Genomic DNA, 12,619 nt, shown 5'->3' on the forward strand with positions numbered 1-12,619 from the left:
AACAACTCGTTAGGTGTGATATTGATTGGGAACCATCATAAGAAGAATGATTGTTGACGATATTCCTATGTTACAACAGGTTGCAAAAACCACGTGGAACAAAACATATGAAGGAATTATCCCATCACATATTCAAGAAGCATTCCTTCAAAGGAATTATTCGGAAACAGCGATGAAAAATAGAATGGATAGGTCAGTTGTATTTGTTGCAGACATTGCTGGGAAAATTAAGGGATTTGCGAATTTCTTTCGGTCTAAGGAACATGTCGAAGAAGCAGAACTTGGAGCAATCTATATCCTGCCAGAAAAACAATCACAAGGAATTGGTAGTCAATTATTAAATGCAGGAATTGAAGAATTGAGCGGAATTAAAAGCTTATTCGTTGTAGTGGAAAGAGAAAATACTATTGGCAAAAGGTTTTATGCTTCCAAAGGTTTTGTCACACTTAACGAGTTTGAAGAACAATTAGATGGGCATACACTAAAATCGTTGAAAATGGTACTGAAGGTTTAACTAATTGAGACAAGAGCTAAATAACCAGACCACGAGGTTGCCGAAAGATTGAGCCTCCCTCAGCTATCGAGCAGATTTCAACAACAGAGAAGGTATAAATGAACGCATGATGAATATACCATATTATCCCTATTGACGGAAGGGGTCAGACCCATGTTTAGAGTTGATGTCGCTTAAGCACTTCTTACAAATGAGGAGCATGACAAGGTTTTAATTGTTAGGAATATTCACTCCTCAAGTTGGTCTTTACCTGGCGGTGCTGTAGAGAGCGACGAATCATGGTCTTCAGCCGCGATCAGAGAGGCAAGAGAAGAAACAGGAATTGAAGTTGAATTACTGGGTATAAGTGCTGTGAATGAGTGCTTTTTTGAAGAAAAAGGTGAACATGTAGTATTCGTAACCTTTAAGGCAAAAGCAAAAAATACGGACATAAGGATTACACGACCACATGAAATAGCCGAAGTAAAATGGGTTGGTTTCGAAGAGGCTGATCAAAAAATGCCTTATTATAAATACGGTAAAAGAAAACTAATCGAATCAGATGTAATCCCTTACGATTTTCAAGGGAAACAAACCATTAAATCCTACAATTCTTTAAGCTAATTGAGACGTTAGTTAAATACCGAAAGGGCTGTCACGCCAGGCTTCGCTCAGCTAAACGGGTAGTATAGCGTAGTAAAGAGTATTCTAATGAATATGAGAGTATCTTGTATTACGGGGGCTTTATATCATGTTAGATAAAATTGAAGCACACCGATTGATGTATCGATTTATTAAGAATCAAATTCCGATATCTGAATTTGAACAGTGGTTGTATAGTCACGACGAGTTGGAAGACCTTCTTGGAAAGAAAGAATATTTTGACTTTGTTTCTAGAGACTATAAAAATAAATATGCTTTTCAAGATACAGAAAAGCAAATTAGAAATCTAAATCTGATCTCCCTTGGTTTGTTTGAACAAGAAAGAATACTGGGTTTGCTAAATAGATTGGAACAAAATGATAACGAGTCTTTGGGAATAATGGAAAGATTGTACGACGATTACTGTGATGGTTTTACTTTTCTGAGGTACATTGCGTTGTATTTTATTACGACGAGCGAAGAGTATTTAGAAACACTTAAAAACGACCATATAGCTCTTCAACAGTATTTGGCCCCTATAAAAGTCGAGGCGAAAAGGTTATTAGCCTTCTTTGAAAAAGACGAACTTTCGATTGTAGGTGAGAATGACTACTTCGACAAGAGACATGAAGCAGAACGGATTGAAATGCACAGTATAAATGAAATGTTAGCCAAGAAAAAATAACTCTAAAAACATTGAACTAACGGATACGATAGTTGAATGATCCTAGGAGCAGATTGCCGCTGCGGTAGCTGCTCTTTTAATCGTTGAAGTTACGGGCAGGATACCCTAATTACAACGCAGAATCACTTTATATCGGGAAACCCAAAGTTATCTAAAATGAAGTTGAGTATAAGGAGGTATTATGAACTCGAAGAATGATAATAAAAAATTGCGCGAGTCATTTGAACAAGCTGCAAATATTTATCAGCAGGCGCGTCCGGATTACCCAGAAGAATTGTTCGATGATTTAATCCATGCGACAAATTTGAATCCAGGTGATCGTTTGTTGGAAGTGGGTTGTGCTACAGGAAAGGCTACTCTCCCGTTAGCCAAGCGCGGATTTAAAATCACGTGTGTAGAACTTGGCGCTGAGCTCGCTGCAGTTGCCCGTCAAAACCTTGTCGGAATGGACGTTGAAATAATCAACGGGAGCTTCGAAGTCTGGCAACCGGAGGCGGAGAATGGGTTTGATCTGGTATTCGCTGCAACCGCTTGGAAATGGGTTGATCCCGAAGTTCGGTACAATAAGGCATGGCAGGTCCTTCGTCCCGGCGGACACCTCGCATTTTGGAACGCAGATCACGTATTTCCAGACGGTGGAGACCCATTCTTCCGTGAAATTCAAAATGTTTACTATGACATCGGCGAAGGTAAATCGGTGGACAACAACGATTGGCCGCGACCTGGGGAACTTCACGAGCAAAGAGATGAGATTGAGAAAAGCGGCCTGTTCGAGGTTGTTCACATACGACATTTTGATTGGGAGCGCATTTATCATGTTGACGAGTACATCAAACTCCTCGAAACCTTTTCCGGGCACATACTTATGGAGGAATGGAAACGCGACAAACTCTTCAACGAAATCCGAGTTCGCCTTAATAGTCGTCCAGAAAAGTCGGTTTCCCGCCATTGGGGCGCTGTTCTACATGTCGCCCGTCGAAAAGATTGACAATGGATATAATGGCATTTCATCGTTAAGCTAACGGGAAACGATAGTGGTATAGAGGCTAAATACATGGTTGTCATAAGTACTTCAAAACTTTTTTGTATTTTAGCCTTTTTGTACCAAACAACCACTTCAGAACTTTATTTGTATTTTATATTTCTCAAATAAACCAGCCAACCCATGAGTTTGCTGGTTTCTTGCACTTCAAGACTTTATTGTCCCCCAACATCATTTTGTTGAAGGACAATAAAGTTTTGAAGTAGACAATAATGTCTTGAAGTGAACAATAAAGTCTTGAAATAGACAATAAAGTTTTGAAGTATGAAAATTTAAAAATGGAGCTGGCGATAGATAATAAAAAGCCGACCTAGCTTTTAGAGCCGGCAAAGGTGATGTGAAAGTTATTCGGGCGATTGTCGGAGAACGGACTTGGGGAGCAATCGGCCAGCCAATTTTCAGGCATTTCGGTGCGGATATTGAGAACGGTTAAAAGTCCATCCTTTTGTGGGATGGACTTTTTATGTGCGATCAGGCGGTTATTTGATTAGATTTCCATGCCCTGACGTCCGGAAACTTGCCGGAATTTCACATAGCTGCCAAATCTCCAAATGCAAAGGTAGACAAACACCAATACCATCGTTAAAACTGTAAATTCACTGTAATCCATGCTCTTGAAATACAGCGACAAACCGATCCGGATGATCACAATCGCGATGATGACGTATTTAAAATTTTTATTCGGTTTTGAATAAACCAGACCGTCCTCCCGCTTTTCATACGACGTCTGCATGAGAATAATGACACCTAATGATATCCCCAGCAGCACAGCGATCACGATTTCCCAATAAGCCGGGAGGTGAAAAGTTCTGCCAGGTATGTGCATGAGCTGGTATAAACCTACATACATGAGCACGAACACCAGCAGAACGGGAGCTAAAATCCATAAGCCGTTTCCTTTAATCGGACTTCCTCTGCGTTTTAATCTGATCCATATGACCAAACCGATAATAATGAGAGCGAATACGTAGGGTACCCAGGCTAACATTGCAATTTCCACCTTTCTTCAATTCATAAGTCTTATAAAGTCAATTTGAGTTCAAGTACGTAGGCGGTAAATCGAATAATAAAATAAGCCGCGATCCAACTTGCCCCCATTCCGGCCGGCACTTCCCATGGGATAGGGTGCCAGGCTGCCTCGGTTAAACTGCGAGCAGTCGGGCTATCTGGAAAAAACTTGCCGAGCCCTCCGAAAGCATAGCTGATTCCTCCGACAAAACCCGCCCAAAGAATCGGGCTTAGGGGTCTTAATGAGCTGAATTGTGTGCCGGCAATTAGCAAACTGACCGCAAGTAAAAACGGACTGAAGCCGATCATCAGCAAAAGCCACTGTAGTCCAGTCAAAATAAACGATTCCACTTCCGCCAACGTATACAAGCTTAGCGATATCGATATCGCTAAGGCATATATCGAGAGCAAAGCGAAAACACTGAGCACGGCCACCAGCATTCGCAGCCACGCGGCGATCCACTTGGCGCTAACGAGCCAAAGCCGCGAATACGGCAACGTGAGCCACCAGCCGTAGGTCTCGTTTTCCCATTCCCTCTTTAGAATAGCGACCCCGAATGCGATCAATACGTAGGGAACGCCGATCCATACGGACCATAGTCGCTTCAATGGCAGTTCATAATGAACGGAATAATAAGTAGTGATTCCGGCACCGACAATCACGATCAGCGCGAGGTAAAGGAATACCCAACCTTTGGAGAGATGCAGCCGGCTGCGCCCTTTCCAGCTTCCTTTCAGCTTGAATTCATGATGCACCATTTTCCAAAACATGCCGGATGGATTCACCGTTCCCACTCCTTTTTGTACAGTGTCCGGAACACATCGTGCAAGGATCCGTGCCGGGCCCGCAATTCATCCGTTTCGCCCGACCAAATGGCTCTCCCTTGATTCATCATCACGGTGTAGTCGAACAATCCCTCGACCTCCTGAATATCGTGGGTGCTGATCAATACGGACTGCTCACTGTGCTCCAGATAATCGAACAAACCGGCAACGATAGCTTCTCTGGAAAGCACGTCGATCCCGGCAAACGGTTCGTCCAAGATGATCAGCGGCACATGCCGTGCCAAACAGAGGACGAGCATAACCCGGGCCTCCTGTCCGCGGCTCATGCCGGCGATTTTCATGTTGAGTTCGATATCCATAAAGGCAACTAGCCACCGCGCGATCTCTATATCGAAGCGCGGAAGGAACGATTGTCCCCAATCGAATGCTTGCTGCGCCGTATAATTCGGATACCATCGCGCTCTGTCCGGCAAATAGGCGATTCCTTGGTTCGTTTGCCAACCGACCGGTTGACCGAGCACTTCCAGCCTCCCTTCATCCGGTCTGATCAAACCGGTGATCGCGCGAAACAGGCTGGACTTGCCGCATCCATTGGGACCGAGTATCCCGACGATCCGGCCGGCTGGAATGGTAAGATTAAGGTCGTCGAGCGCGGTTTTCTTGTCATATCGCTTCGTCACTTTTTCGGCAACGACAATGGGTGAAGTCACGGCTCCATCCCTCCTCTATCCAATTGTTTCTTTTTCATGACATAGTGTTCAATATCCGTCCAGGCAACCCCCAGGCTTTCCATTTGCGCCATAAAAGCGTCAATATATTTGGTTGCAAGATCAGTACGAAACGACCTTACGCGCTCCGCCGATGAAGTGACATAAGTTCCTTGTCCGCGGCGTTTTTCTGTTAACCCGTCCCTCTCCAATTCCTGATAAGCCCGCATGACGGTATTCGGATTAATGCGCAATTCCTGCGCCAATTCCCGAACAGAAGGCATCCTGTCTCCCAACCCGATCTCTCCTTTCGCGATAGCGCTTCGCACCTGATCAAGTATTTGTTCGTATATCGGTTGACTGAAGTCGATCCGGAATCGCAGCCAGGCATTCGAAGATTGTTCCATGGGCGTTCCTCCTGTCGTCCACACTTGCATTAAGTGTATTATATCACTTAATACACTTAATGCAAGCCCATAATAGAAATCCAGGGTATTACGATCGTATCTGATACTACTCACATCATCTGCAAAATGTTGGTCCAGTTTTAGTCGATACACGGATTCTCCAACCTGGTGGCATTGTTGAATAGCTGATTTTTGCTTGACCCTAACACTAAGGTCAGGGTTTATAATGAGAATATCTCGAGCAGAAAGAGAAGATGCAGTAGAAGATTGGGAAGTTAGCGAAGTGAGGGTTATATTAATTTGTATAATCTACAAGAAAGGAAAAAAGATGCGTTATGGATATTACGCCACAAGAAGAAAACATGATTAAGGCTCTCCGTGAGGCTGCATTACCACCTTTATTTGTGCTCATACGAATTAGAAATGATATTTCAAATGATACTGAAAATGTCGAAGAGAGCCGAAGAGATGACGTCGTAAAAACATTAGAAAAATACATCGGCCCACTATGGGAAGACTATCATGAGGGGAAGAATTCACAAGCCAAAGAAAGACCTTAACGAATTAATCTTAACTATGCAGTGGCTACAAACCAGCACCACTTTGATTGATATCATTACGAGGGACGGATACGATAGTTGAATGAGACCTAAAGATACATGTTTGCAAGAAGTACTTCAAAACTTATTTGTAGTTCAGCCTTTTTTTCCAAACAACCACTTCAAAACTTTATTTGTATTTTATTTTCATGAAAGAAACCAGCAAAACCTTGCGTTTGCTGGTTTCTTGCACTTCAAGACTTTATTGTCTCCCAACATTTAATGCTAAAGTTAATGCTAATAATAGCGATTATCGAAGACTATGTTTATAAAGAGAGAAACACTTTAGTTACAATAGGAAAAGAAGGAGGGATTTCCTTCCATATTGCCGAATTATTGCACTAGGAAGTGACCATGTGATCTCTATCATTATGTTTATTTTTAATGGATACACCAAATTTAAATGATGACCTAGCCTTAAACTTTGGCTAGGTCATTTTTTTATTGTAGACTTATTACATTTTGGTATATAAGGTAATAATTCATCATTAATATTTATTTTAAAATAAAATATAATGAAAAATATATGAATAGCAAATATTATTTTGGGGGGATAATTATGATTAATGGCTACGAATTAGCCACGGCTTGGGTTTCAGAAGTTGGTATTTGTTTGGAAGATCGTACTTATTCGGGAAAGACTGCAATTCGAGAACAATGGTTTCAGAAAGCTAAGATTCATGGACCTTGGGCTATTACAGTAAATCACCTCCCCTGTGACTCATCACGTATATATCTAAACAATTATAATTTCGAGGTGTGTAAAGTTATTGAATTCACATTATTAGATCAAGTTGATTTAGAGCAATACTATAGCCTTATTGAGATCTATAAAGAAAGCAAGCGTAAGTTCGATCGCCTAAAACGGGGATATAACTATGGATCCTTACGCTAAGTTAGAGATAGGACAGGAAGAAATTATTTTACCGGCGATAAGTACCTTATATTGCCTGCAACCAATGGGTTTAAATACAATGGCTGCTGAATCCCTAACAAGTTATATCGCTCGACAATCTCAGGCGCATTGCATCAAAACTGGAAATCTGTTCTCAAGGCTCTTATTCCCGTATTTAGATAAGGAATATATGAACCAGGGCGGAAGTGGCTTTTACACTTCAGCCCACTTAATAAATGGATTAACAAAAATTGCAACTGAATTTGTAGACATGCTACGCGAATTAACCCTAAGCAACATTTTAGATCAACTTACTTTGTTACGGTATAAAAATGTGATTCCTACTCGGGGATTGTTAAGAAGAAATAAGGCATGGTGCCCCTTGTGTTTTCAAGAGATGAGAGAACAAAAACTTACTGTTTATGAACCACTAATGTGGATGCTCCAAGCTTTGAGTGTATGTATGAAGCATGACATTAGTCTTCAAGAAATATGTCCACACTGTTCAAATACAAATTTAGTTCTAGAAGGCAGAAGTGCTCCCGGTTACTGTTCAAACTGCTCCTCTTGGCTTGGTAGTCGAGAAGAAGAAAGGATTCAGACTAAGGCTAATGAATGGGAACTTTGTAAGGGGAGATTAATTAAAGATCTGCTTTCGTCTGAGATATCAGATTTTAAAAGAGATGATGTCAAATGGACTTTAATGAAGTTAGCCCAGCTTTACACGAATGACAATATATCTGGGTTTGCCAAGTTTATAGGTGTTCCTAAAACATCATTCTGGGGATGGTATACAGGAAAAAACCTTCCGACCCTCGAGGATGTAATGAGGATATGCAACAAATGCGACATCTCACTTGGTTCTTTTTATTCTGGGAATAGGTTAGGTAGTAATAGTCAATATGTGATATCTGCAAAAAGAATCAAAAAAGAAAACTTCATACTCACACAAAAGTCGGTAGCTGAAGTGGGCAGGATATTTAAACAATTGGTGTTGGATCGAAAAAATATGCGAATAAACGTTACAAGTATGGCTAAAGAAGTGCAAGTCAATAAAAAGACATTGTATAAGTATTTTGGACCAATTTGTAAACAGCAGACGCGTATGAACAGGTATTACAAAGTCGGACAAAAGAATTTACGGATTATTAAATTAAGTGGTGAAATATCAAAAGCATTTTCTTCGTTATTTAGTTCGGGTTTATTGCCTACTGTTCGTAGAATCGAGATAGAGTTACAGCGGCCAGCTATCTTACGAGAGAAAAAGATGAGTCGGCATTATAAATTGTGTAGGGAAGTATTCAATATATAGGTGATAATTGAAAAATTATATCTAGATGTAGTAGGATTTTTTGAATTAGTGGAGAATTATGATAATTAAACCAATAACAGGCGGTGATGGAAATGTTGAATGATGATGATTTCAGGAAAATATGTGAGTTACATCATCTCTCTAAAGAGGCTATTGAAGTTATTCAGCAAATTAGAACTTCTCCACCGGCAAGAAGAGTATCAAGCACCAGAGGAAGTCTGTCTGGCTTTTACAGCAGCAAAAAAATGGGAGTTACTATTCAATATGAAAGCCATACTTTGGAGCTCCCCATCACTTACCTTTTAGAACATGATCCAAAAGTTTATGAGTTCTATGATCAGCCGCCAACTTTTCCAATTCGGTATTTGGTGAATGGGAAGCGACGCGGCCATCTATACACAGCCGATCAGTTCGTAATCTCGGAGGATTTCGTCGGTTGGCAGGAATGTAAAACTGAAGAGAAGTTTGAAAAATTATCGAAAGAACACCCCGAACGATATTGACAGAACAAGGCACTTGGGACATGCCACCAGTAAGGGAATACGCAGAGCAGCTCGGTTTATCTTTTCGAATTCGTACTGATAAGGAAATTGATTGGGTGTTTCAAAGCAATCTTCAATTTCTTGAGGATTACCTGCTAGAGGAAAATGTAGAAGTTCCACAGGACATGAGACAAAAGATAATGGATATCGTAAACGAGAAGCAGGGAATATCACTTAAAGAATTAATTAATCGATTTGGTGGACAATCTGACTCAGTATATAAATTAATTGTGTTGGATGATATTTATATTGACTTGTGTCAAGAAAGATTAACTGAGTGGGAATATGTTCGAGTATATACCAATGAGATTATAGCCAACGTACATGCCAAGCTACGCTATTGTCATAAAACAGAAGGGAAGTTTACTGGGGCGGTCGATATAAAAGCAGGTAACAAAGTCCAATGGGATGGTCGGGCTTGGACTATCCTAAATCACGGGGAAACTACCACAATACTTCTCGGTGAAAGCAATGAACAACTTCCACTCACTAATGAGGTGTTTATTGATTTAATAAAATCTGGTGACATTCAAAACTTGAGGGCTGATTTCAAAGAAGAAGACGAATTGTTGAGTGAAATTTTATCGACTGCTGGTCCAATGGACTTGGAGAAGGCAATAAGAAGATTCAATATTGTATTTCCCTTAATCAACTGCGAAATGTCCGTCGAAGATTCCGGTATTCCATCCCGTACATTACGTGGTTGGATAAGTGATTATAAGAAAGGGGAAGAGGTCCACGGTAATGGGTTCATTGGTCTACTACCTGATTCCAAAAGTCAAGGAAATAGAACACCTCGGTTGTCGGAAGAAACTAAAGCTCTAATTGATGTATACATTGAAGAAGAATATGAAACTAGTACGAACAAAAAGATGAAAACGGTGTGGAGGGCTCTTAAAGAGAAGTGTGCTGAGAAGAAGATTCACTGTCCAAGCTATCAAACATTTTGTGAACATGTAAAATTAAGACCTCTATACGAACAGACTAAAAAGCGGGAAGGATTTAAAGCCGCGAATAATCATAAGCCTTTTTATTTTGAGTTAGAACAGACTACTCCTCGTCATGGAGAACGCCCTTTTCAAATTGGACATATTGATCATACAGAACTTGATCTTGACTTAAGATGTCCTAAGACAGGTAAGTCATTGGGAAAGGCATGGATCACATTTCTTGTAGATGCATTCACAAGGCGAATTCTGGCCTTTTACTTATCATTCAACCCTCCAAGTTATCGTTCTTGCATGATGGTTATTAGAGAATGTGTAAAAAGACATGGCCGACTGCCAAGAAATCTCGTTGTTGACGGTGGTAAGGAATTTGCCAGTGTTTACTTTGACACTTTGTTAGCATTATACAAAATTAATAAAAAGGAACGTAAAGGACAACCACGGTTTGGTTCAGTTATTGAAAGACTTTTTGGCGTTACAAATGAAATGTTGATTCATAATCTATTAGGTAACACTCAAGTGATGAAAAATGTTAGACAAGTCACTCCGGATGTAAATCCAAAGGGAAAATCAGTTTGGACATTATCTGAATTAACACAATTAATGGCCTTGTGGACATACGAGGTCTACGATACGAAAGATCACATTGCTTTGGGTGAAAGTCCGAGGGATGCCCATTTACATGGAATGGCTCAATCGGGACAACGTGAATTTACGATGATTCCGTACAACGAAGATTTCAAGATGCTAACTTTGCCAACAACAAGAAATAAAACTGCTAAGGTTTATGTGGGTCGAGGAATCAAGCTAAACTACATTTATTACTACTCGCCTGCTCTAAGACAAGCAGATGTGGAGAATACTCAGGTTCCAGTACGTTATGACCCATTTAATGTAGGCATCGCATACGCATTTGTAAAGGGCAGATGGACTCAGTTAAGGTCAGAGCAGTACATGACATTTATTAATCGAACTGAAAAAGAAATTCAAATTATTACTGAAGAACTTAAGAAAAGAACAAGCAATACGGTGAAAGCCGGTGATAGTATAACTGCTTCTAAGATTGCGGCTTTCCTTAACTCGTCCGAAGGAAAACAAATTACATTAATGCAGCATCTTAAAGATCTTGAATCACGACAAGCGCAGATGGTTCTAGACGGGAAACCAGCAACAGAACCAGTGAACAGCCAAGTTTCAAAAGAGCAAAACATAGAGACTCATTCTATGGTCGAAAACCATGCAAATAAAGGAACTACCATAAGGCAACCCTCGAAGCCGAAGTTGCGTGAAAATCCAACATACATTGCATACGGGGAGTTGTCATAATGACTAAAAAAATTGCACCTACAAATCCAAACTCCATTGAGGTACCAAGATTTCCAGAAGCTCTGCTTTCATCATCAATCCAGGAGCGAGTAAAATACTTTGAAAACTATCAAACAAATCATCCTCATTTAAGTGAAGCTAGAGATAAATTGCTAGACGCCATCACCAATCCAGGTAATCGGTCAATTGTCATGGTTTGTGGTCCAAGTGGGGTCGGTAAATCGACCCTCTTCAAAGTTGTTAGAAATCACATCATCAAAAATTTTGTGCAAACGAATAAAGGACATATACCGATTGTAGGGGTTGAGGCAGTAGCCCCCGACAATAGCAATTTTGATATTAGGGATTTTTATATTCGATCTTTGGAAGCTTTAATGGAGCCGTTAATCGAATACAAGATTTATTATGAAGACGATATTAAGTATTCAAATGATGATAAAAACAGAGATCTTCGGAAGTCTCTAGAGAATGCTCTTAAGAACCGTGCCCCTAAGGCCTTTTTAATTGATGAAGCTCAACATTTTACAAAAGTTACATCTGGGAAAAAACTAGAGGGTCAAATGGATTTGTTGAAGTCTATGGCCTCACTTTCTAAGGTTTTGCATGTACTAATAGGCACATATGAATTAGTTCCTTTCATAAACCAGAGTGGGCAACTTTCTCGCAGGGAATTCAACATTCATTTACCGCGCTATCGTCATGAAAATAAAAATGATATGCAGGCCTTCGAAAACGTTATTTATATTTTCCAACGTAATATTCCGTTGGAAAAGGAACCGGATCTCGTATCACATATTGATTATTTATATGAAGGAACCATTGGGTGTGTTGGAACATTGAAAGATTGGTTATTTAAAGCTGTCAAGGAAACATTGGAGTCTAAGAAAAAAAAGTTAACTATGGACTGTTTGAAGAAACATGCATACCAAACTGATCAGTGTATGACAATGCTTTTAGAGGCTCGTGAAAACGAAGACTTTGATGTAGAGAATGAGATTAAAAGCGCTGAGTATAGAAATTTACTATACCACGGAGTTATACCATCAAATAAAAACCAATCAAAAAAGAATGAAACAAATACAGGGGGAAATAAAAAACCGGGAGTAAGGAAACCAACACGCGATCCTGTGGGAGTACAGCAAATGTAATAATGAGCGATTGGTGTTCTGGAAAGGAGGGGAGATGTTGTACAATCAAATTGTTTTTATTGATGATGAGAGAATATTAG

Annotated in this window: 13 protein-coding genes and 1 pseudogene; 10 read left to right on the forward strand and 4 right to left on the reverse strand. The window is 40.2% G+C overall.

The window, feature by feature from the left end; all coding sequences use genetic code 11:
- Positions 1-25 precede the first annotated feature (25 nt).
- The 4 genes and pseudogenes from BLV33_RS19190 (at position 26) to BLV33_RS19205 (ending at position 2,808) form a co-directional block, all read left to right on the forward strand.
- Entirely contained in the window at positions 26-514 is a 489-nt protein-coding gene (locus BLV33_RS19190) for a GNAT family N-acetyltransferase (RefSeq protein WP_253187110.1), read from the forward strand.
- 192 nt (positions 515-706) lie between these two features.
- Positions 707-1,117 (forward strand): annotated as a pseudogene (locus tag BLV33_RS19195) (NUDIX hydrolase); the annotation flags it as partial.
- A 127-nt stretch (positions 1,118-1,244) separates the two neighbouring features.
- Positions 1,245-1,820, forward strand: coding sequence for a hypothetical protein (locus BLV33_RS19200; RefSeq protein ID WP_090795222.1), 576 nt, complete (start codon positions 1,245-1,247; stop codon positions 1,818-1,820).
- 181 nt (positions 1,821-2,001) lie between these two features.
- Positions 2,002-2,808: a class I SAM-dependent methyltransferase gene (locus BLV33_RS19205; protein ID WP_090795224.1), complete on the forward strand. Its 807-nt coding sequence runs from the start codon at positions 2,002-2,004 to the stop codon at positions 2,806-2,808.
- A 541-nt stretch (positions 2,809-3,349) separates the two neighbouring features.
- On the opposite strand, the gene BLV33_RS19210 is transcribed toward BLV33_RS19205, so the two are convergent.
- From BLV33_RS19210 to BLV33_RS19225, 4 genes are read right to left on the reverse strand one after another with little or no spacing between them, the layout of a single operon-like run.
- Positions 3,350-3,850, reverse strand: coding sequence for a CcdC protein domain-containing protein (locus BLV33_RS19210; protein ID WP_090795227.1), 501 nt, complete (start codon positions 3,848-3,850; stop codon positions 3,350-3,352).
- Between the two features lie 32 nt (positions 3,851-3,882).
- The gene (locus tag BLV33_RS19215; protein ID WP_090795229.1) at positions 3,883-4,656 is read right to left on the reverse strand and encodes an ABC transporter permease subunit; all 774 of its coding nucleotides are present in this window, start codon (positions 4,654-4,656) and stop codon (positions 3,883-3,885) included.
- Positions 4,653-5,366, reverse strand: a complete 714-nt coding sequence (locus BLV33_RS19220; protein WP_090795232.1) for an ABC transporter ATP-binding protein — start codon at positions 5,364-5,366, stop codon at positions 4,653-4,655. Before BLV33_RS19220 ends, BLV33_RS19215 begins: the two co-directional genes overlap by 4 nt.
- Positions 5,363-5,770, reverse strand: coding sequence for a GntR family transcriptional regulator (locus BLV33_RS19225; protein ID WP_090795235.1), 408 nt, complete (start codon positions 5,768-5,770; stop codon positions 5,363-5,365). Before BLV33_RS19225 ends, BLV33_RS19220 begins: the two co-directional genes overlap by 4 nt.
- A 335-nt stretch (positions 5,771-6,105) precedes the next feature.
- Here BLV33_RS19225 and BLV33_RS19230 point away from each other — a divergent pair, with 335 nt between their 5' ends.
- The 6 genes from BLV33_RS19230 to BLV33_RS19255 all read left to right on the forward strand — a co-directional run bounded on the left by BLV33_RS19230 (position 6,106) and on the right by BLV33_RS19255 (position 12,539).
- Complete coding sequence (locus BLV33_RS19230) at positions 6,106-6,330, forward strand: hypothetical protein (protein ID WP_090795238.1); 225 nt, start codon at positions 6,106-6,108, stop codon at positions 6,328-6,330.
- Positions 6,331-6,928: 598 nt separating this feature from the next.
- Positions 6,929-7,264 (forward strand): hypothetical protein, encoded by a 336-nt coding sequence (locus BLV33_RS19235; protein WP_090795241.1) that lies wholly within the window; start codon positions 6,929-6,931, stop codon positions 7,262-7,264.
- Entirely contained in the window at positions 7,248-8,576 is a 1,329-nt protein-coding gene (locus BLV33_RS19240; protein ID WP_090795243.1) for a TniQ family protein, read from the forward strand. Before BLV33_RS19235 ends, BLV33_RS19240 begins: the two co-directional genes overlap by 17 nt.
- 92 nt (positions 8,577-8,668) lie before the next feature.
- Positions 8,669-9,079, forward strand: coding sequence for a hypothetical protein (locus BLV33_RS19245; RefSeq protein ID WP_090795246.1), 411 nt, complete (start codon positions 8,669-8,671; stop codon positions 9,077-9,079).
- Positions 9,080-9,099: 20 nt separating this feature from the next.
- Positions 9,100-11,391: a Mu transposase C-terminal domain-containing protein gene (locus tag BLV33_RS19250; protein WP_139305773.1), complete on the forward strand. Its 2,292-nt coding sequence runs from the start codon at positions 9,100-9,102 to the stop codon at positions 11,389-11,391.
- On the forward strand, positions 11,391-12,539 hold the full coding sequence (locus tag BLV33_RS19255) for an ATP-binding protein (protein WP_090795256.1): 1,149 nt from the start codon (positions 11,391-11,393) through the stop codon (positions 12,537-12,539). Before BLV33_RS19250 ends, BLV33_RS19255 begins: the two co-directional genes overlap by 1 nt.
- Positions 12,540-12,619 lie beyond the last annotated feature (80 nt).

The organism is Paenibacillus sp. GP183 (assembly GCF_900104695.1).
Classification (GTDB): domain Bacteria; phylum Bacillota; class Bacilli; order Paenibacillales; family NBRC-103111; genus Paenibacillus_AI.

Coding starts and splice junctions, on each gene's coding strand:
- BLV33_RS19210 (WP_090795227.1), bottom strand. CDS start 3,850: ATGTTAGCCTGGGTACCCTACGTATTCGCTCTCATTATTATCGGTTTG.
- BLV33_RS19205 (WP_090795224.1), top strand. CDS start 2,002: ATGAACTCGAAGAATGATAATAAAAAATTGCGCGAGTCATTTGAACAA.
- BLV33_RS19225 (WP_090795235.1), bottom strand. CDS start 5,770: ATGGAACAATCTTCGAATGCCTGGCTGCGATTCCGGATCGACTTCAGT.
- BLV33_RS19230 (WP_090795238.1), top strand. CDS start 6,106: ATGGATATTACGCCACAAGAAGAAAACATGATTAAGGCTCTCCGTGAG.
- BLV33_RS19250 (WP_139305773.1), top strand. CDS start 9,100: ATGCCACCAGTAAGGGAATACGCAGAGCAGCTCGGTTTATCTTTTCGA.
- BLV33_RS19240 (WP_090795243.1), top strand. CDS start 7,248: ATGGATCCTTACGCTAAGTTAGAGATAGGACAGGAAGAAATTATTTTA.
- BLV33_RS19235 (WP_090795241.1), top strand. CDS start 6,929: ATGATTAATGGCTACGAATTAGCCACGGCTTGGGTTTCAGAAGTTGGT.
- BLV33_RS19245 (WP_090795246.1), top strand. CDS start 8,669: ATGTTGAATGATGATGATTTCAGGAAAATATGTGAGTTACATCATCTC.
- BLV33_RS19255 (WP_090795256.1), top strand. CDS start 11,391: ATGACTAAAAAAATTGCACCTACAAATCCAAACTCCATTGAGGTACCA.
- BLV33_RS19200 (WP_090795222.1), top strand. CDS start 1,245: ATGTTAGATAAAATTGAAGCACACCGATTGATGTATCGATTTATTAAG.